Origin of the sequence: Gardnerella sp. DNF01157 (genome assembly GCF_049244225.1) — a bacterium.
Classification (GTDB): domain Bacteria; phylum Actinomycetota; class Actinomycetes; order Actinomycetales; family Bifidobacteriaceae; genus Bifidobacterium; species Bifidobacterium leopoldii.
In genome coordinates this window covers 222,603-243,801 of the sequence record NZ_CP058388.1, presented here as the reverse complement: position 1 = coordinate 243,801, position 21,199 = coordinate 222,603, and the positions used below count along the sequence as shown (strand labels likewise).

General features: G+C 42.4%; 17 protein-coding genes. 4 read left to right on the top strand and 13 right to left on the bottom strand.

Annotated features, from left to right (window positions below; translation table 11 throughout):
• Positions 1 to 69 precede the first annotated feature (69 nt).
• Both HXT38_RS00945 and HXT38_RS00940 read right to left on the bottom strand, forming a co-directional pair.
• Positions 70 to 1,716, bottom strand: a complete 1,647-nt coding sequence (locus HXT38_RS00945; protein WP_004106297.1) for an acyl-CoA carboxylase subunit beta — start codon at positions 1,714 to 1,716, stop codon at positions 70 to 72.
• The gene (locus HXT38_RS00940; RefSeq protein WP_112928805.1) at positions 1,713 to 3,617 is read right to left on the bottom strand and encodes a biotin carboxylase N-terminal domain-containing protein; all 1,905 of its coding nucleotides are present in this window, start codon (positions 3,615 to 3,617) and stop codon (positions 1,713 to 1,715) included. The genes HXT38_RS00945 and HXT38_RS00940 overlap by 4 nt, the downstream gene beginning before the upstream one ends.
• Positions 3,618 to 3,822: 205 nt before the next feature.
• On the opposite strand from HXT38_RS00940, the gene HXT38_RS00935 reads away from it, so the two are divergent.
• Complete coding sequence (locus HXT38_RS00935) at positions 3,823 to 4,473, top strand: biotin transporter BioY (protein ID WP_004106293.1); 651 nt, start codon at positions 3,823 to 3,825, stop codon at positions 4,471 to 4,473.
• A 407-nt stretch (positions 4,474 to 4,880) separates the two neighbouring features.
• On the opposite strand, the gene HXT38_RS00930 is transcribed toward HXT38_RS00935, so the two are convergent.
• A complete protein-coding gene (locus HXT38_RS00930) occupies positions 4,881 to 5,783 on the bottom strand; it encodes a biotin--[acetyl-CoA-carboxylase] ligase (RefSeq protein ID WP_421791882.1) in 903 nt (300 codons plus the stop codon).
• 102 nt (positions 5,784 to 5,885) lie between these two features.
• Between HXT38_RS00930 and HXT38_RS00925 the strand changes: the two genes are divergently transcribed.
• A complete protein-coding gene (locus HXT38_RS00925) occupies positions 5,886 to 7,916 on the top strand; it encodes a DUF6020 family protein (RefSeq protein WP_421791880.1) in 2,031 nt (676 codons plus the stop codon).
• Between the two features lie 15 nt (positions 7,917 to 7,931).
• Positions 7,932 to 9,278, top strand: a complete 1,347-nt coding sequence (locus HXT38_RS00920) for a helix-turn-helix domain-containing protein (RefSeq protein ID WP_101886144.1) — start codon at positions 7,932 to 7,934, stop codon at positions 9,276 to 9,278.
• Positions 9,279 to 9,399: 121 nt separating this feature from the next.
• Here the strand turns inward: HXT38_RS00920 and HXT38_RS00915 are convergent, their stop codons facing one another.
• The 7 genes from HXT38_RS00915 to HXT38_RS00885 form a co-directional block, all read right to left on the bottom strand.
• On the bottom strand, positions 9,400 to 9,861 hold the full coding sequence (locus HXT38_RS00915) for a hypothetical protein (protein ID WP_064340610.1): 462 nt from the start codon (positions 9,859 to 9,861) through the stop codon (positions 9,400 to 9,402).
• Positions 9,862 to 10,249: 388 nt separating this feature from the next.
• Positions 10,250 to 11,878: a hypothetical protein gene (locus tag HXT38_RS00910; RefSeq protein WP_421791878.1), complete on the bottom strand. Its 1,629-nt coding sequence runs from the start codon at positions 11,876 to 11,878 to the stop codon at positions 10,250 to 10,252.
• 452 nt (positions 11,879 to 12,330) lie between these two features.
• A complete protein-coding gene (locus HXT38_RS00905) occupies positions 12,331 to 13,191 on the bottom strand; it encodes a hypothetical protein (protein WP_410296999.1) in 861 nt (286 codons plus the stop codon).
• Between the two features lie 611 nt (positions 13,192 to 13,802).
• The gene (rplA, locus tag HXT38_RS00900) at positions 13,803 to 14,498 is read right to left on the bottom strand and encodes a 50S ribosomal protein L1 (protein ID WP_004106273.1); all 696 of its coding nucleotides are present in this window, start codon (positions 14,496 to 14,498) and stop codon (positions 13,803 to 13,805) included.
• A gap of 14 nt (positions 14,499 to 14,512) precedes the next feature.
• A complete protein-coding gene (gene rplK, locus HXT38_RS00895; RefSeq protein WP_004118588.1) occupies positions 14,513 to 14,944 on the bottom strand; it encodes a 50S ribosomal protein L11 in 432 nt (143 codons plus the stop codon).
• A gap of 327 nt (positions 14,945 to 15,271) precedes the next feature.
• Positions 15,272 to 15,562: a hypothetical protein gene (locus HXT38_RS00890; protein ID WP_410297523.1), complete on the bottom strand. Its 291-nt coding sequence runs from the start codon at positions 15,560 to 15,562 to the stop codon at positions 15,272 to 15,274.
• Between the two features lie 197 nt (positions 15,563 to 15,759).
• On the bottom strand, positions 15,760 to 16,221 hold the full coding sequence (locus tag HXT38_RS00885) for a Panacea domain-containing protein (RefSeq protein WP_421777032.1): 462 nt from the start codon (positions 16,219 to 16,221) through the stop codon (positions 15,760 to 15,762).
• Positions 16,222 to 16,267: 46 nt separating this feature from the next.
• Here HXT38_RS00885 and HXT38_RS00880 point away from each other — a divergent pair, with 46 nt between their 5' ends.
• A complete protein-coding gene (locus HXT38_RS00880) occupies positions 16,268 to 17,407 on the top strand; it encodes a RelA/SpoT domain-containing protein (RefSeq protein WP_421777033.1) in 1,140 nt (379 codons plus the stop codon).
• 18 nt (positions 17,408 to 17,425) lie between these two features.
• Here HXT38_RS00880 and HXT38_RS00875 read toward each other — a convergent pair whose 3' ends face one another.
• The 3 genes from HXT38_RS00875 to HXT38_RS00865 all read right to left on the bottom strand — a co-directional run bounded on the left by HXT38_RS00875 (position 17,426) and on the right by HXT38_RS00865 (position 21,114).
• Positions 17,426 to 17,914 carry a hypothetical protein gene (locus HXT38_RS00875; protein WP_421791876.1) on the bottom strand — a complete coding sequence of 163 codons (489 nt, stop codon included), beginning with the start codon at positions 17,912 to 17,914 and terminating at the stop codon, positions 17,426 to 17,428.
• A 647-nt stretch (positions 17,915 to 18,561) separates the two neighbouring features.
• Positions 18,562 to 19,929: an ATP-binding protein gene (locus tag HXT38_RS00870; protein ID WP_116971528.1), complete on the bottom strand. Its 1,368-nt coding sequence runs from the start codon at positions 19,927 to 19,929 to the stop codon at positions 18,562 to 18,564.
• A 186-nt stretch (positions 19,930 to 20,115) separates the two neighbouring features.
• Positions 20,116 to 21,114, bottom strand: coding sequence for a class C sortase (locus HXT38_RS00865; RefSeq protein WP_410297202.1), 999 nt, complete (start codon positions 21,112 to 21,114; stop codon positions 20,116 to 20,118).
• Positions 21,115 to 21,199: the final 85 nt, after the last annotated feature.

Genomic DNA, 21,199 nt, shown 5'->3' with positions numbered 1-21,199 from the left:
TATAAGTTCTGTAAGTTCTATAGTTTTTAGTTATAAGTTTGATAATTCCTATAATTTTTATAAATCTGCTTACATTGGCTGATTTCCGTGATGCTTTCCAGTTCTGGAAACCCGCTTTTTACTGCGCAAAAGCTTCAATGAGCCAGCAATCATATCGCGAGTCTGCTCCGGGTCAATCATTGCGTCAATCTGCCCAGTTTCCAACGAAAGATTTGCGTTAACAGTAGTCGCCTCATACTCGTCAACCAGCTGCTTTCTAAGAGCTGCAACGTCTTGTCCACGCTCTTTAGCTTTTTGCAAATCTTTACGATGAATAATATTCACAGCACCTTGCGCACCCAAAACCGCAATCTGGCTGGTTGGCCACGCGTAATTTACGTCCGCACCCATCGACTTGGAACCCATAACGATATAAGCTCCACCGAAAGCTTTGCGCAAAATCACCGTAACCAGCGGAACTTGCGCGTTCGCGTACGCATAAATCACTTTCGCACCTCGGCGAATAATTCCTGCGTGTTCTTGATCTGAACCAGGCTTATAACCAGGAGTATCTACTAGAGTTACCACAGGCAAATTAAACGCATCACACAATCGCACGAATCGCGCGACTTTTTCGGAAGAATTTACATCCAAAATACCAGCGTTCACCTTCGGCTGATTTGCTACGATTCCAACAGGATGACCCTCAATGCAAGCAAAACCAACCACTGCAGAAGCAGCATACAATTCTTGCACTTGCACGAACTCACCATAATCAACAATTCTGCGAATCACGTCGAGCACATCGTAAGGCTGACGGTCGTTATCCGGCACAATATTCGCCAACTCGCGCGCAGTTTCGCGATCGGCACGAGTAGCAGAATATGCAAAAGTTGGAGGCTCTACCTCACAGCTAGATGGCAAATAAGCCAAAACTGTGCGCGCGTAGTCAATTGCGTCAGCTTCATCCTCTCCCAAATAGTGAGCGACACCGGAAGTTGCGTTATGCACAAGACCGCCGCCCAAATCGTCCATGCTAATAGCCTCGCCGGTTGCAGCTTTAACAACATCCGGACCGGTTACAAACATGTTTGAGTGCTCGCGAGTCATAATAATCAAATCTGTTAACGCAGGGCAATAAACTGCACCACCAGCGCAAGGACCCAGAATAATTGAGATTTGCGGAATTAAGCCGCTTGCTTCACAAGTTTTTTTGAAGATACGCCCGTATTGCATAAGCGCGCTCACACCTTCTTGAATGCGAGCGCCGCCGGAATCAATTACGGCAACAACTGGCACGCGAAGTTCAACAGCCATATCTAAAAGATGGCAGATTTTCTCGCCTTCAGCTTTGCCTAAAGTTCCGCCGCGCACGGAAAAGTCTTGCGCATAAACTGCAACTTTTCTGCCATAAACTTCGCCAAATCCGGTGATAACAGCGCATCCTGCAACGTCGTTATTAATGTCACCACCGTTAAAACGTCCGATTTCCACGAACGATCCAGTGTCAAAAAGCAAGTCAAGACGCTCTCTTGCAGTTGACTTTCCTTTTGCGTGCTGACGTTCTAAAGCTTTTTGTTCTGCGTCACGAGCAAGTTGTGCTGCGTGCTGAACTGCAGCTTTTCCGCGACGAGGCTGCAAGTTTGTATCGTCAGCAGAGCTATTAACAGAAGAGTTATTAACTGTTTTCGCTGAAGTTTCAGAGATTTCAGACTTTTCTTTTACTAAAGCGCTCATTTCTGCTCTCCTTCCAGCTTTTCATCGCTTTTTTCGGAAGATTTTTCTGCGCCTTTATCTGCGCTTTTGTCTCCAGCAAGATCAATCGTCACAAGCTTTGCGCCCGATTCCACGCCGTCACCAGGCCCCACAAAAATTCCAGTAACAGTACCAGCTGCAGGAGCGTAAACATAATTTTCCATTTTCATAGACTCAAGCACCACAAGCAAATCACCCTTGGCAACCTGCTGGCCTTCAGCCACATTCACGCGCGTAATAACAGCTTGCATAGGCGCTGCGATTACGCCAGGAATCTGCTTTTGTTCTTCAGATTTGTGAGTACTTCCGCGAAGCGAACGTCCGCGCAAAGGCTGCGAAGCTCTAGAAACGCTACGAACTCGCGCAGAACCAGTCAAATTATCAACAATATCTTGCGGAATCGTAAGCTTTACGCGCTTATTATCAACCTCAATAATGAAGGATTCCATTGCAGGCTGCTTATTTTCGGATTCATCCGCAGACTTTCCAGAAACAAGCGAAGCCGGCTGACCGCCCAAGGAAGCTGCAGGAACGCGGTTCAAATACTTGCGTTCCATCCACTTAGTAGACACGTCAAAACTGTGATTTTCCGCAGTAAACTCAGGGTCGTTAAAAATCTGCTCAAAAAGTTTTGCTGGAGTTGGCACGCCCTCAATACAAAGTTCCTTCAAAGCGCGACGCACGCGAGCGACAGCAGTTTCGCGACTTTGCGCAGTAATAATAAGCTTGCCCATCATCGAATCGAATTTTGGCGAAATATTATCGCCAACTTCAACACCAAAATCGACGCGAATACCAGGACCGGAAGGCCACTTTATTTTCGTTAAAGTGCCGGAACTTGGAGTCAAATTCGTAGCAGGATCTTCCGAAGTAATGCGAAGCTCGAAGCTGTGTCCGCGAGGTTCTGGATCCTTAATCAACTCGCCGCCGTCAGCAATATTGAGCTGTTCTCGCACTAAATCAAGTCCACTAACTTCCTCACTAACCGTGTGCTCAACTTGCAATCGCGGATTAACTTCCAAGAAGTAGACTTTATGCTGAGAAGTCACCATATATTCGCACGTGCCAAGACCAACGTAGTCAACAGCTTCAAATAGGTTACGAGAATATCGGTAAAGCTGATCTTTTTCATCGTCAGTCAAGAACGGTGCAGGAGCTTCCTCAACCAGCTTTTGGTTTCGGCGCTGCACCGAGCAATCGCGCGTGGAATATACGGTGAAATTTCCGTGAGCGTCGCGGCCGCACTGCGTTTCAACGTGGCGAGCCTTGTCGATAAAACGCTCAATAAAATATTCATCTAAGTCGCCGCCCTGAAGAGCGTCGTGATTCATGTAAAAGCCTCGCAACTCGTCATCGTTACGAACGACTGTAATGCCGCGTCCGCCACCGCCATCCGTGCGCTTCATCATCACAGGATATCCGTGCGTTTGCGCAAAAGTTAAAAGTTCTCGAATATCTTTTACCGGCTCCGAAATGCCTGGAACTGGCGGCACTTTCGCGCGAACTGCCACGCGACGAGCCGTAATCTTATCTCCCAAATCAATAAGAGCTTCCGGGCGAGGACCAATCCAAATAACCCCAGCATCGTTAACTTTTTTCGCAAAAGACGCAACTTCCGAAAGGAAACCGTAACCCGGGTGCACAGCATCCGTGCCGCTTCTTTTAATAATGTCAAGAATCGCATCTTCGTTTAAATAAGTATCACGATACGTGTCTCCGGAAAGTGCGTACGCTTCGTCTGCCATTTCTACAAACTGCGCGTTGCGATCAGTCGGTGCATAAATAGCAACGGTAGAAATGCCCATTTCGTGAGCCGTGCGAATAACTCGCAAGGCAATTTCACCGCGGTTTGCGATGAGAATTTTTTTGATATTCGTAACCATACGTTACAAGATATTAGAAAAGTTGCGTTTACGGATGAGTCGACATACACAAAAGCTAGAGCAAAATTTTGTACACTTCTCCAATGCACATGATTTTTTAGGCACGTAATGTGATTAGCGAAACGGAAAACAACCGGCAAAACCGTTTAATTGACAACCTATTAGCTGCAAACGGCAAACCGGAAATAACCAAAAGAAGGTTTTCATGACTAACATAAATCAAAATAATGCAGCAACAGCAGCAGCAAATTCAAACGTTGCAAATAAGTTGAAAGTAGCTGCAGCATGGCTTGCAAAGCCAGCGCTTCTCACTGTGCTTTTGGCTCTTTCTACCATGGCAGGCGCAATTTATCTTCCTATTACTCCTGTGCCTATTACGTTGCAAACTCTTGTTTTGTGCATTATTGGTTTAACTTTGAGCTGGCGCGAAGGCGTAGCTTCTGTAGTTATGTACCTTGCTGTTGGCGCAGCAGGTTTGCCTGTGTTTGCTGGCTTTAAGGGCGGCTGGGCTGTTTTTGTTGGCCCTACTGCAGGATTCTTAGCCGGTTTCATATTTGGCGTTGCTGCAACTGCAGCTTTGAAGCGCGTATTTGACGTAGCTCTTGACGCAATGATGCCAGAAAACTCCTTCAAGAAGACTTTCGCACGCTTCTGCACTTACTCTGTAGCTTCTATAATCGGCACGATCGTGATTTACGCATTCGGCATTTTCGGCCAAAGCTACCTAACTGGCATGCCACTTTCAACTGCCGCCGCAACCTTGATTATCTTCATGATTGGCGATTTGATTAAGGCTTTTGTTGCGAGCGCGGCTTGCTCCGGCTTGTACAACGCACTTAACAAAAAGCGCGCGTAACGGAAACGTTATATTGCAGAAAAACGGCATTTCCTTTACACGACTGTAAAAGGAATGCCGTTTTGTATAAGATTGCCGCGCACTTGCTCTTTAACTGAGATAACTAGCAAACAGCTGACGCTTGCGCTTTAAGCGCTCGCTGTTGAACTTGCACGGAAAGTCCACTGGACTTTCCGTCTGAGCAAGCTCACGCTCCGAATTGCTTTCGCGCGCTAAATCGCAGCGCTCAAGCAGGTCGTCAGCGCACACTAGCCACAACCTAGTTTCTAAAGCACAACTACACTAACCTGCCCTGCCTGCGTCTTTATTGACGCAGGCAGACCTCGCTTGCGTTGAAAGCACACCGTGCTTTCAACCCTGAGCAAGCTCGGCGCTCCGAATTGCTTTCGCGCGCTAAATCGCAGCGCTCAAGCAGGTCGTCGCGCTTCATACGCAACTGCGTGCACATCGCCGCTTTTTACCACAATTTCCTCGCCAGATTCCTCACGAATCGTAAGCGACGCATCTTCTCCAAGCCGCACAGCAGTTCCTGTCACTACGCTTCCGTCAACTGGATGCACGTTAACTTCGCGTCCAAGAGTCCAACACACACCATTTACCTCTTTAAGCAAATCGGCAGTGTTACTTGGATAATCACGCATAAAATCGCACAATCTCGTCCTCAATCCAGTAACTATTTTCGCAGCAATCGCATCACGCAATTCTTTAGATTCCGGCAAATCAGTCATATGCATTTGCAACGAAGTTGCCATCTTAATTGGCAGCACTTCTTGCGGCACGCACAAATTCAATCCGATTCCAAAAATTACTCCAACAACATTGTCTTTGCTTGGATCGGCTACAATTTCTGTTAAGATTCCGCCTTCTTTACAATCGTGCAAAAACACGTCGTTAGGCCATTTAAGTTTTATCGCGCAAGCATCACCGTGTATCGGCGAACTTCCGCACTCTTTAAACGTTTCTAGAAGTGCGTCACGCGCTGCAAGCCCTGCAATAATAGGCAGCCAGCCATTGTGACTTGCGTCCATAACAATTGACTTCGGCAGCAAAGTTACGAATGAAACTAAAAAGCTTCCTCCCGGTCGGCTTACCCACGCGCGCCCTAATCGTCCTCTTCCTGCTGTTTGCTCGTCTGCCACAATCGCAACTATTGCTGGCTTTCCGTCATCTCGCGCGATTATTTCGCCTTTTTGTATCATTTCTCGCGCAATATTTTGCGTAGAATCTGTAATTGCGAAATATTTTACCAAATCTGCTACTTCTGATGTCTGCGGCATCAATGCCACACTTTGCGAAGAAAAAATAGTCATATGTATAATTTACATCAGATTATATTTTTGCGCGCGTAATTGCATGTTTTGCGCGCAATAGCAACCAAAATAGCTAGGCATCAATTAAGCAGGTGTTAACACATGGAGCGCATACGTCGCAAAAAGCAGTACAAGAAGCCGCGCACATTGCGTGCTGTTGTAGCACGTTTTTTAGATTACACTCTTGCTGCTTTGTTATGCTTTATACTTGCTTTTTGCACTAGCCTGGGGCCAATTTTCCGCAGTCAAGATATTAAAGTTCATTTAGGATCAATCGCTGATTTTTCGTTGGTTAATGCTTTTATTTTCGTTGCTGCCTTCATAATATACGCATTAATACTGACTGCACTTATTTACTACGGTAAAAATAAAAAGTTTTTGCCTAAATATCAACGTTTTATGAAATTAATAAACTCAATTGCGTTAAGAAAAAATAGTGAAAATAAAAAACAGTCAAAATTACAAAAATTTATTACTAAACACACTATTTTCCGCAATATTTCGCATTTTCTTTTAAAATCTGCAAAACTATTTTTTAATTGCGCTAAATGGTTCATTAACCACTCCACTCGCAACAGAAGAAACCTACTTCTTACTTTTTTCGTGGGCTGGATTTGGGTTCCAGCTACGTTACTTGCCGCATACGGTGCAGATATATGTTCGCAAATTCGTGAGTACAGTTGGACTTGGAATAAAATTACAGGCTTAGACCAGCCTTATATCGGCTTCTTTAGCTTTGTCCCAATGGATATTTACCCAACTGCGCACTACTTGTGGCCAACTCATCCAACTTATTTAACAGATCAGCACAACATTGTTCTAACTGTTATTTATGGCGCAACAACAGCAGTCTCCAGATACTTTACCGACTCAAACGACGCTGGAATTGCACTTCTTGCCTTTGCACAATTTGCATTTGCAGCATGGTGCGTTTCTGCAACAGCACACCGCTTCTTAAACAAACCTTGGCTTAACGCAGAATCTAGCTCAACAAATTGCAGCACAACAACTTTTGCAAGATTCGTTATTCTGCTTATGTTTTTACTTAATCCGCTCGTGTTGTGCTCAACTATTGCGCTTACAAAATCTCCGCTTTTTGCGTTCGCTTTTGTTTGGTGGTTTGGCATAAATTACGAGTTAACTAATTGCTATCATGCGAAGGACACTAAAAATACACCTAGCACAAAACCGAATGCGCAAAAGCCTAGACTTCACACTGTTTTGGAATTAATTGTTTCAGTGTGTGTAATGCTTATTGCTGCAAAATACGCTTGGTATATTCTGGTTGTTCAATTCATGCTTTTAATTATTTTTGAGCGCAAACGCTGGCGTTTGTGGGTTTGCGGAATTTTGCTTCCAATCGTTGTGATTCACGGCTCGTTAATTATGCTTATTTCGAGCGGTGCTATTATTAGCGGCGATCCTATTGAGAGTCGCGGCATTCAGTTACAACAAATTGCACGTATAGCTAAGCTCGATCCGCATAGCATACCGCGTAGTGCAAAGCGCATTATTGCACCAATTTTTAATCTGGATCAAACTGCAGAAGCATACAAACCTTATGACGCAGACCCTGTGAAATCTTCCGGATTGCAGTCTAAAAAAGTGAGTTATCGTTGGCGATACGTTACTAAAGATAATATCCGTAAATTAGATTTCGCTTGGTGGCAAATGATTACGCATAGTCCATTTGTGGCAACTGACGCTTTTCTTGCAAAGACTTACGGATACTTTGATATTTTTGACCGCCCGTATGTTGGACCAGAATATTACATAGACACTGACAGCATACACAAATCTGATTGGATTAAATATTGGAATCCTAAGTGGCGAACTAAATTTGCAGAAGACATTAGCACGTTTAGTGATATTCCTGTTTTAAGTTGGCCAATTCACGGAAATACTTTCGTTATTTTTACACTACTTATTGGAGTTGCAGAAATTATTCTTCGCCGTTGGCGCACATTGTTATGGCATATTCCACTTGCCTTGCTGGTTGGAGTTATGATTCTTGCTCCAGCTAATAATTTTGAGCGACACATGCTACCGTTAGCTTTTGTTTTCTGCTTTGTAGCACTTACTTTTTGGCGAGATACTTTTACTCAATCGCGCTATAATAGTAGAGAATGTTAGGATCAAAGGCATAAGATGGACGAGAAGAATACACCTCAGTTTGCGCAAGATAGCAGCGCTGCTTCTTCTATCATGTCCGAAGAAAATTATGAAGATAAACTTGCAGGAAACAGCTTACTTAGTAGCGATTTTCTTTCGATACTAGCAAGCGTACAAGCAGCAGAAAAGCACGCGGAGGATTCTAATATTGCCAATTCTCTTGAAAATCAACAGTTAAACAAAACGCAAGTAAACGCTGTATCAAATGATCAAGAGAACTCTTCTAAAGCAGAGCAAGAAAACGAAGAAAAGCACAAACACCACTTGTGGCATCGTCTTTCATCAAATCAAAGTCGTTCGAGTCATTCAAGTCAATCTCCTGAAAATACTAAAGGTAATAATTCACCGAGTTTTACTCCATTACCCAGCGCACAAAAATCAACTAGCTCGGAACCACTTAGAATTTTCGACAATCGTGATGGTCAAGTTTTTGACGCGGCGATGCGCTTGCAATTACACTCGATTATTGCCACGTGCTTAATGAATGGTATTGCAGATGCTCGTATTGACGCCTTCATGCATTTGCTTCAATGGTCAGATTCGCCAAAAGTTATTGTTATTGCAGGAACTTTCGGCACTGCAATTAAGCCAGATGACGGACCAAATCGCAAGCCAGCACCAGATATTCCACCTGATAACACTGACACTTTGCGCCGAAATATTTGGCCACAGCTTGGTAGTTGCAATGCGTATGATGCAATAGTTGAGCGCACACAAAGTAGTGCTTTGCAGCGCATTACGGGAGCTTGGCAAAAAACGCAAGCACTGATATCAGCATCTACGAAAAATTCTTCTACTTTTGCAGCACCTTCTCATATTATTCTGCTTGCTGTACGCGAAAATCCTAGCGATCAGGCTTTAGAGAAGCTGTGCAAAGTTTTTGAGAATTCTCATAAGACGATTTGTGTTAGTAGCATGGTTGAAGGCGTTGAGCAGATTTCTTCCGCTCTTACTGCTACTCTTGCCGCGATTGCTGTTGCTCCAGCAGTAAAGCATTTGCCGCAAATCATTCACACGGATGATTTGCTTCCAGAGCGAGCGCTCATTGGCGATGCCACAGCTTTTGATACTCTTTACAACAAGGTGTATCAAAGTTTGGCTCCTTACAGTCATGACGATCCGACTTTGGAAACTATTGACATGTTCTTGCGCTTTGGTGGAGCTCTTGACCAAACAGCACACGAACTTAATGTGCATCCAAATACTGTTCGTTACCGTTTACGTAAAGTTGCGCAAACTACAGGATGGGATGCTACGGATCCGCGCGCCGCTTATGTGCTGCAAACAGCTATAACAATTGGTAGAATTCGCGATTCACATTAAGTCTAACTTCACAAACAAAAAACGTGCGACGCAAAACCAAAGGTTTTACATCACACGCTAAATGCAAGAATAAAGCAAGCACAAACAATAATAATATATTATTTATACTTACAGCACTAATTTAGTGACGAATCTTGCGAAGAGCAGTACCCATGCCGGCAAGAGCAGAAGCAACGACAGCAATCACAGCTACCGCGGCACCGGTCTTAGGAAGCTTAGCCTTAGCTGGAGCAGCTGGAGCTGGAGCAGCTGGGGCTGGCTTCTTATCATTCTCATGGAAATTGCTGGTAAGAGCTCTGTTGTACAAAGTCTTTGTAGCAGGCTCGCAAACTACAGTGCCCAAAGCGTTCTTGTAGCAGTGATTCATATCAGGAACCTGGGTAGGGTCATTGTAACCCTCAGGATTAGCAGGAGCCTGATGAGTCTCTGGATACAAATTCTCACCGTTCAATGGATCTGGAGTACCGTACTCAAGAACATGAGTATCGATTTCATCATCAGCCATTGCTGGAGCAGCAAAAGCACAACCTGCAAGCAAAGTAGCAGCTGCAGCGAAAGCTGCAATGGTCTTCTTCTTTAACATATTAGACCTTCAATCTCTTTTATCTGATCCCCGCGCAAAAGTTAGGGCTAACACGCAGAAGCCAGATACCAATATTAAAACTGGAATAAACCAACCCGGAATACACCAACTCGGAATATACCAATCTAAATTACAATAACACAGGGTACACCAATTTTTCACAAATAGAAAGTATTTTAAAGAAAAAACACTAAATAAAGGCGTTTTGTTGTAATAAACAAACTATTAGCAGTATAAGAGAATGTTTAGAACTCAATACAGAACAAACTATGGATAATCAGCAAACAGACATAATACTAAACTCAATATTAAAAAGTGAGCGCGCCGTATTCGCATACAGCACGCTCACAAATAGTTAAGCAATCATGCACTTTTGTGCATTAAAAGCTTAGTGGCGAATCTTGCGAAGAGCAGCACCCACACCAGCAAGCACAGAAGCAACAACAGCAACCAAAGCTACAGCAGCACCAGTCTTAGCCAATGGAGCAGCAACATTTGCAGCATTCTTCGTTGCATTCTTCGTTGTCTTATTGTCATTAGTATTACCAGCAACATTTCCAGCGCCGTTGCCAGTACCAGCGCCATTACCGCTAGGCTGACTTGGAACAGGAGTCAAAGGATTAATAGGCTTTGGAGTAAGCTTCTTGCTCTTTTCAGCTTCAGCAAGCAAAGCACGAGCACCCTCAACAGTCTTAGCCTTACGAATCAGCTTAGCAGTGAAAGTGAAACCTTCCTTCTCAGCCTGCTGAGCAATCTTCTCAATCTCAGCCTTAACAATCTTCTGGAAAGCAGCCTTAGCTTGAGCAAGAAGCTTTACAGTATCAGCATCAAGCTTGCCATCCTTAGCAGCCTTCTTAGCAGCTTCTGCATTAGCGTTCATTTCCTCGTACAAAGCCTTAGCCTGGTCATAAGTCAAGCCCTTGAACAAATCAGCACCATTATACTCAGGCACATTATTAACTGCAGGAGCTACGCCATTGTTAATCTGTCTCTTTGCTCTTTCAGCATTTTTCAATAAATTAGTAAGAGCTTCTAGAGTACTATACTGAGACTTTTCAATCTGTGCCGCAATGAAAGTAAAGCCCTCATCATTAGCTTTCTTAACTAAAGCAGCCTTACCATCACGGTAAGTCTTCTCGGCTTCATCACGCTTTGGCATCATTGTTGAATCAAAGAAAGCATTCTTCGCAGCATCAAAACCCATGAGTTTGTAATTTTGACGCACAGTAGCAGCAAGTTCATGCAATCCAATAACATCAAGATGCTTAGCACGATACTCAATAATCTTAGAATTCACGTAATCAACAGTCTTGACCTGAGCAGGTGATTTGAATTCTGAGTACGCATTAAGCCTTACGAAACCAACCAACTCGTCAGTCTCACTTTTAAGAAGACCAGCATTCTTCACACGAGTCTCAAGCTTAGTAGCCCAACCTTTAGGCTGCTTATTAACAGAAGTTATCGTAGTTCTTTCTGTATCAAACAGTTGTTTCTGCTTAGGGCTAATGACCTTCTTATTCTTATTTAACAGTGCTTTAAATGCATCGAAATCACCAAGACCAGCCATAGTCTTAACAACATCATCAGTTACATCGCTCTTATAAGTAAGAGTGACTGGAACAGTATTCTCACCAGCTTTAATTTCCGTAGGATATGTAATAGTACCAACAGTACCAGTATCAACTACAGAATCACCCTGAGCAGGAGTAAGATTATTCTGCACCTGAGCTAACAAGCCAGCACCAATCTGAGCAACAGTATGGGTAATATCATCCTTAGTAGCACCGTACTTATCACCCTTCTTGTAAAGAGTAATAGCAGTAGTCTTATGATCCTTGTTATCTACCTTGAAGCTGAAAACAACATTATCAAGCGTAGTAACTTGATCGCCCTGCACAGCAGAAGGATTAGAACCACCATTAACAGGCGACTTTGCCATGGCTGGCGCAGCAAACACCAAACCAGAAACCAGCGTAGCACCTGCAGCAAATGCAGCAATCACTTTCTTATTCAACATAATAAACCTCAATTTTTCTCACATACATTGCGCGACATCATTTGTTCACGCAAATGTAAAATCAATAAACAAAATTTAGTAAATATTCAAAATGAGTTTCAATATTTTGGGAATTAATTCAATATTTTAAGCAATAACCTTCAAAACTTTGGGTTATAGGCCAAAACTTTAATCAAACCCAAAATACGCACACGTACGGCAAAAGGCTTGGGAAACAAATGCCCCTAGTAGCACAATTACCCAAGCCTCTTACACTAATCAGCATCGCTTCCCTAACAAGCAACACTGACTCAACACTCAACAGCTAGCTTACAAACACTATCCACGCTCGCACTGTGAAGAAAGAGATTTGGCAAAACAGTGAAAACGCATAATAAAATCTGTAAGTCGCCTGTGGCATAAAACTTAAACAGCTTCATGCCACAAGTTGAGTGAAAAATTATTCACTAAATTTAGTGACGAATCTTGCGAAGAGCAGCACCCATACCAGCAAGCACAGAAGCAGCAACAGCAGCCAAAGCTACAGCAGCACCGGTCTTAGCCAATGGAGCAGCGGCAGCTGGGGTCTTAGCTGCAGCAGTCTTAGCCTCAGCCTTAGCAGCAGCCTTCTTAGCTGGAGCCTTCTTACCTGGGAAGTTTGGTTCCTTCTTCATAGCATTCAAGATATCCTTGGCACCAGTGTCGCAGCTCTGATCCTTAGCGTGATCGCGTGCGGAATCCAAGAGAGCCTTAGCACGGGTGAGGTTCTGATGAGCAACCTTGAGCAAAGATGCTACCTGAGCCTGAAGCTGCTGGACTTCGTGAGCCTCAACGTAATCACCCTTGGCAAGAGCATCCTTCATATCCTCAGCAAGCTCACCCTGGAGACCCTTAATGGTAGCTTCAACATTGCCGTAGTGCAAAACAGCCTTCTCGAGCTTACGACGAACGTCCTTCAAGTAAGCGCAGGTGTCGCCCATGCCCTTGATGAGGTCATCCCAGCCATGAGCCTGGGTAGCTTCGAGCTTTGCGAGAAGAGCATCATAAAGGTTAACGTTGGTCTGCAAACGCTTCAAAACCTCTACGAACTGACCCTTGTAGTTATGCTGAAGCAAATCAGAGTTGATTGGATCATGGCTTTCTGGATCAGCTGCAGGAGTACCAGGAACACCATTATCAGACTGCTGACCAGTTGGATCAGTGGTGTGGTTGCTCACACCTGGAACCTTAATCCAGTCATCCAAGCCTGCTGCCATTGCTGGAGCAGAAAAAGCGAAACCGGAGAGGAGGGTGGCGCCGGCAGCGAATGCGGCAATAGCCTTCTTATTCAACATAATATTTTCCTTTCTTCTTCTCCTTCACGCCAAACGCGCGAAGAAAAAATTAACATTCACAACTTAAGTTTTGTGAATAACTACCAGCGCAGAGCATCCGGCTGGAAGCTGTTATTAACATACCCCCCCCCCGTTCGAAAAAGTCAAGAGTAGACACACAACTCATTAATAAAAAACATTCATATTTTTATGAAAATATTTCAGTCAAACTATTTTTAAAAGTAAAAAATACAGTATTATGCATTATTTTTCGTAAAAATGTCAATTTCAAGGTTTTTAAAGATTTTTCCCAGAAAACTCTCAGGAAACTCTTGAATACTCCCCCAACCAGCCGCAAAACCGTTGCAAAATCGCCATTCCCCCGCGACACGCCGCGCACGACTACGCGCCCTCAACTTCTCCAGTCACCTATTCATTACTGACGCAGTTTGCATACTGCACCAGCAACGCTAAATCGCAATTACTCGTTGCTAACGCAGAAACGCAGTAACGCAAGTAACAAAAAACGCTGAAAACATGACTCAAAAGAGCACATTTTCAGCGTTTATAAGTTTTAAACTTAATCTACTACTTACCAGCCATGCTTTCGCATAAGCTACGCAAGCAATAAATCAGGCAGCAATGCTGGCGATATCAACTGGAACACCAGGAGCCATCGTGGAGGTCACAGTTACCTTAGTAATGTAACGACCCTTGATGGTGCTTGGCTTCAAGCGACGGATTTCGTCTGCGACAGCCTTGAAGTTCTCTTCAAGAGCCTTAGCATCGAAGGAGAGCTTGCCGAAGAGGAAGGACAGGTTGCCCTGGCGATCCACGCGGAACTCAATCTTACCGCCCTTAATGTCGGCAACAGCCTTGGCTACATCCATAGTCACGGTGCCAGTCTTTGGGTTTGGCATCAAGCTACGAGGACCGAGAACACGACCCAAGCGGCCAACCTTACCCATCATGTCTGGGGTTGCAACGACTGCATCGAAGTCAAGGAAGCCACCGGCAACCTTTTCGATAAGCTCGTCATCACCAACAATGTCAGCGCCAGCTTCCTGAGCCTCAGTAGCCTTTGGGCCACGAGCGAACACCAAAACCTTAGCGGTTTTACCGGTGCCGTTTGGCAAGTTCACAACGCCACGAACCAACTGATCAGCCTTGCGAGGATCCACGTTAAGGCGCATAACAGCCTCAACGGACTCGTCGAAAGCGTGCTTTGGCATGCTCTGCAACAAAGCGATAGCTTCAGCTGGGGTGTACAGGTTATTGCGGTCGATCTTCTCAGCCGCTTCACGATACTTCTTAGAACGCTTAGCCATTTCTACACTCCCTTTCAGTCGGTAACGGTAATACCCATCGAGCGAGCAGTACCCGCGATGATCTTCATACCGGCCTCGACGTCACGTGCGGAGAGGTCAGGCATCTTAATTTCGGCGATTTCGCGCACCTGAGCCTTGGTCACAGAACCAACCTTGTGAGTCAATGGATTCTCGGTGCCCTTCTGGATTCCAGCAGCCTTAAGCAACAAAGCAGCGGCTGGTGGGGTCTTCAAAATGAAGGTGAAGGAACGATCTTCGTAAACGGTGATCTCAACTGGGACGATCTGACCCATCTTGTCCTTCGTCTGGTCGTTATACGCCTTGCAGAAGTCCATGATGTTCACGCCGTGGGAGCCTAATGCTGGACCCAGTGGTGGAGCTGGATTTGCCTTACCAGCCTGAATCTCGAGCTTAATAAGCGCGGAGACTTTCTTTTTCGGAGCCATAATATGGTTCTTCTTTCTTGTACAAGCGGTTCAAACGGTTGTTGCAAACGCTAATATAGTCGCTTCTTACAGAAGTAAAGCACTTACGAAACGTTGCTATAAAGCCGTTTTGCAGCTTCCTCCCGCATCTTGTATTGCTGTGCTGTGCTAGCGGATTCCTCCTCCAGTCACAAGCCTTCCTATTATGCCACATCTTCGCGACACGCATCATTACGAAAGCTGCAACTATCTTTGCATAGCTATTTTTGCGCAACTATCTTTGCACAACAGCAAAAGTTGGAAGCATACTTCCAAGTTGCATACCTTCGTACAACTATCTTTGCGCAACTATCTTTGCGCAGCTATCTCACTAGACAATTCGTTAAGTATAGCGTTTCTAGTCCACGCACTCACAGTCATTTTTCTGCGCTTCGCATCAGCTTCGATTAAATGCCAAACGGTATCACTTAACCTAACAGTACGCGGTTTCAACGGCTGAGTTTCATCTTCCCAAGCTCTTCCAGCAAACTCTGTAATAGTGGCACCAGGAAAATTATCTTCTGCCTCCTCAGCCCACTTATCAACAATATCGTCAGTAATAACGAACCCATTTTCCGCAGTATACGTATTCTTACTCATCTCGCATCCCTTATCTCTTGTAAAAATCCCTTTGTAAGACGATTCGCATGAATTATAAGTATTGCGTTGTTTTCAAGCTCAGTCAGAAAAGGATACCATATCATTCTTTATTTTTATGCTCTTAACACAAACTCAACGAATCTCAAGCAACGCTACAACTAACTCAAAGCAAATAAAAACACAAAAGAATATAACATTTACTGAAGTAAATTATGAATTGAATAGTACTCTTTCAAAGAAGCCTTAGTAATTTTATGAACGCATATTGCAGAGCCATCAGTAACATCATAAGCATTCTTCCATGGATCCTCACGATGTGTAAGCGCGCTCAAATCGCTACCAGAATATTCAGCAAACTTTTCGCATACCTTTTCCACAATGAGCTTTTGATTATCCGTTAAAGAATCCTCGTTCAGTTTCTCGGTATCAGGAAGCATGATTTCTCCCTTACGAATCAAAAACTTCCCACGATGCATTGCGAATAATTCCGGGCAAACAGGACCATTCCTCCATGCCTGAAAATCCTCGTTAAATAACGGATATCCAGTAGTAGCCAAAGAATAAGCTTGCGAATAGTAAGCTAACTTCTGAAGCTTCATAGTGGTAATAGTTCCAGTAATATTAAGGATGTACGCTGCCACGTTAAATATTGTTGTCATACGCACCTCCCTTTTATAAAACAGACAAGTTATATATTATATTCGTATGACGATAATTAGCCGAAAGCAGGCCACTGCAGCTGGCAAAATACTAAAGGAATTAATCGGCCAGCAAAACTCAGAAGAGTATAGGAAGCAGATATTAATACTCGACTCATGGCGTCATCAGCATGAAGAACCGGCACAAATCTTTTTCAAGAAACTTGTTGGAATCATAAATAAGTATCCAGACGCGATGGCTACGTATCGTCTTAAACGCAAAGAATCAATACTTAAAAAGTTATACCGCAGCAATGGAAATTTTGAGCTTGGCGCAATGGATGACATCGCAGGGTGTAGGGCGATTGTAAATTCTGTGAGTGAAGTTTACGAAGTTTATAATGAAATTCTTAATCTCAAAGAAGCTGGGGAAATCGATATTAAGAAAACGAAAGACTATATAGAAAATCCAGAAAAATCCGGATATAGGTCACTACACATAATAATAAAACAGACATTAAAACAAGAAAACATAGACAGACAATATAGGATTGAACTGCAAATACGTACTAAGCTTCAACACTATTGGTCAACAGCAGTAGAAGCTATGAGTGAGATAGATAACGTAGAGTACAAAGATCCTACTTTGGTAAGTGAAGGTAATACTCGAATACAATCTTGCTTACAATTCTTCAAAGTAATCTCTAAGTTATTTGCTTGCTGTGAAAATAACGATGACGAGTTTAAAGAAGAACTAGCAAATTCAGTGCGAACAAACGATAATTTTAAAGAAATTATTGAAGATCTTAAAGCTGCGCGCAACAGTGTAACTATTAATATGCAAAAAAATATCGCAAAAAGTGGCGAAGGACTTTACTTACTTGAACTTTCTCGAGAAACACAAGAATTAACCATACATTCATACACTATGGATTGCGTAGAAAAAGCTATAACGAATTATAATAGCAAGGAAAATAGCAGCATAAGCAATGAAGCTAACAAAATTCAATATGATACAGAAATTGATAGCGGTAGCGTAAATAAAGACCTGACAGTTGAGAAACCAGATGCGCAAACCTCATATATAACTAGTATTAACAGGGTACTTATTTATGCGAAAAACGAGGATCAACTAGGAGATACTTATCCTAATTACTCATATAACATAGAAAAATTTATTGAAAAAGTAGAAGAACTTATTAATTAATGAAAATTGGGATAATAATCATAAATTCTTCTTCATCTGGGCGTTATCTTCGCAGTCAAATATATTTTTTATGCATGTTGAGATGGCATTCTGCTTACTTTCAAAAAAATTACATACAATAATGAAAATAACAGCTAAAATAATAAACCTGTAAAATCCTAACCACATATGTTCTGTAATAATTTCATTATTTAACGATTTCGTACCACCACTAGCACTAACGCAATCATAAATCCAATTTAATAATTCTGATAAATACTCAGAAAGTTTTATAGATAAATACAACATTGCCTCAAAAACTACTGTCATAATATTGATAATAATTAATTTATATTTATTACTATCTGAATCTTCTATTTTTATATCAAATATCCCTTTACATAGAATCTGTAAATTTTCCAATTTAAGCAAAAATACAATGCACGTTATTATCAAAGCAACTATCGTCCAATTAGACTCATTTAAAAACCCTAAAAGTGTAAACAATACTGACAAAACAGAAATCAAGAACTTTGAACTTTTCAAGAAAGCTCTAACGCTTCTGCGTACTAAAAAGCAGAACGGTATAAACCATAGAATGAACATTGCTAGCGATTTATAACATTCTGGCAACCCCTTAATGGAATCATAATAAATATATGCAAAAATGCAAAAGGATAAATACAACTGAATAAAAGGTATTAAAAATAGAATTTCATTGTTCTTAAACTTTAAATAAATAAGAAACAATAAAAATAGTATTAAGTACACTACACAAGCATTAACAATAGAATATATTCGCTTTGAGTATTCAATATTACCGTAAAAAATTACGCCTATTGTAAGATACAGTAAAAGCGCAGATAATATCATTAAAAGCACGCGTGCCACTAGTATACAATTCCTACGACTGCTAAAAAAGGAATATAATTTATCTTTTAAATCAAGCATTCCAAACTCACTTTTAGTAAGTGCAATATATACGCACTGCAATACCAATGCGATTAATCTTGTCATAGTTGATTATATTTATTATTGGAAACTTCGTTATTAATTTTCATATTCATGAACTTAGGTTAGCAGTAAGTCAGCAAGAAGCCACGAGAGCTAGTGTTATTAAATACACAGCCACAAAGAAACAAAGTTTCACATACCTTCGCACCTACCTTCGCGCGCTACACCAATCCACACATATAAAGTGGTAATATTACGAGATTCAAATCTTTTCTAACGCTAAGCTGTTTAGGAGCAAATACATAACTAGTTCCAATTCTTTTTGAAAACTTCGCCTTAAATTTATCAAGAGAAACTGTTTTAAACACATTCCCAGATTTAACTTCAATAGGAGATATACGCATTTTGCCAGCAGAATCCTGAAAAGCTTTAGAAATCAAAAAATCTATTTCCATTGTATTTTCCGAATTTTCTTTGTCTCTATTTGAATAGAAAAATAGGCGATGTCCAGATGCTATTAGCTGTTGCGCAACAACGTTTTCAACTAGCATTCCTTCATTAATTGAAATTTTTCCAAATAAAATTTCTTTATGCAGATCATTAGACGCAATACTACTATCTGAAAGTATCATAGAAGTCAACAACCCAGTATCAGCCATATAACATTTTACTAACGCATCATCTGCATTAAGATTCAAGCCAACATTTGGATCTGTAGATTTGTAGCAATTATTTGTAATACTCGCATCCGAAAGCCAAAAAAACGCATCCTTGTAATCACGCATACGAGCATTCTTACCCAAGGAAGTAATCCTATACCTTTTTTCATGCCTAGAAAGCTGTGCTGGTATTCCATCAAACACAGCCATAACTTTCATTTCATAACCTTTTGCAAACTTTGCAGCATCCTGCCTATAGAGCGAAAGAATACGACGCTTAACCCTATCTACTCGAGTAAAATCTCTCGAATCAACATATTCATTTACAGATTGCGGCATGCCACCAACTAGCATATATTCTCTAAAAAGTCGCATCGCTTTTTTATGTAAAGCATCCGGCAAAGGATTTAACTCATCAAATGAATTTTTAATAACTTTCGATAGATTTTCTTCTCCAAAAGCCCACAAAAATTCTTCAAAATCAAGAGGATACATGCGTTCTTCTTGTTCTTCAGATGGAATCAATATTGTTTCAACATTGTGTTTAATAGACAATAACGAGCCAGTCTCTATATAGTCGTATCTGCCATCTGCAACTAGTTGTTTTACAAATTCTCTAGCCTGTGGGAAAAATTGCACTTCGTCAAAAACCATTACCGATTCACGGTTATAAAGTTTCACACCATACAATGCAGATAGGTACGTAAAGAAAGTGCTTAAATCTGAACGATAATCTTCAAATAGCCGAAGCGCATCTTTTGATGCTTGCGAAAAATCAATAAGAATATAAGACTTGTATTCGTTTCTTGCAAACTCTTCAACTATAGTACTTTTCCCAACTCTTCGAGCACCTGTTACTAAAAGCGCTGTTGAACCGCGATCAGCATTCTTCCAATCGAGCATTTTTTGATAGAATTTTCGCCTTAACATATAACACCACTCTTAATTACCACAAAACCGTTGAAAATACTATTGTTTTATAGTATATATTTCACGAAAATCAATGTCAATTTATGCTAAATTTTCACGAAATCAGGGGTAAATATATGCCGAATTTTCACGAAAATCAAGGTGTTATTTCTCTAAATCTTCGCAACACGCTGCATTACAGCAATTCTAAGCAGTTATATGTTTGGCATGAGCAAGTGAAGCAGCACGGCGGCGGCGCTTGCGAACCGCGGCAATAATCATCGTCGTAAGAATCACCGCGCATCCAATAAGCGCGAGCACAAACATCGTCATCCAAAGCGGCCACTGCAACTTGTCCCCAGGAGCGGAAACTGGATCCGGTAGCACGCGATACCCCGTCACCAGCAGCCGCTGCGTATTCACACCATACGGCGTACACGTAAGCAGCGTCGCCAAATCGCGCCCCTTCTCGCGCTGAAGCAATCTAATATCATGCGGATCGACCACACTAATGCGGAATACCCTGTAACGCAGCGTCTCCCCCTGCACGTCAAAGTAGAAGAAATCACCCTTCTTCAACTCTACTAAATCATCAAACATGGTCGCATTCGGCAAACCCGTATGCGCCGTCACAACAGCGTGACGCGTTTTGCCACCAACCGGCAAATCCGTGCCATACAAATGCCCGGCGCCATACGCCAAAACCTCCTGCGAACTACCGTGATAAATCGGCAGCTTAACGCCAATCTTCGGGATTTTTACGATACCCATAATCCCCATCGGCTCATCCAGCTGCTTCGCATATTCCTTATACTCCGGCGTCTTCATATAATCCGTCGTGCCATCATAAGGATCAGCCGTAATAATCGACTTGTGGCGCGCATTATAACGACGAGCCGCGTTCAAAATCTTCTCGCGAGCGCTCGCAGTCTGCTTACGACTCAAACGATCATACGCGGTAGAAATCTCCTTCGAGACCTTGTTATTCCACAACGTTGACGCAATCGGGTACGTGAAGCACAGAATCGCTGCAAGCGCGAGGGCAATTGGCTCAAGAGTGCGGCGGAGTTTGGATTTGGTTTTTTTTGTTGGCTTTGGCGCGGGTTTTGATGCGGTTGCTGAATCTTGGGTTGATTCGGTTGCAGGTTTTGCTTTAGACTGATTGAAGAAAGCATATACTTTTGTAACAACGTCGTTTAATTTCATGCTTCCTCCGTTTCGTTGGATTATTTAACTTAGAGCGCGTATCGGTAAACAAATTCGGGGTATGGTTCTTGATTTTGTTTACTTA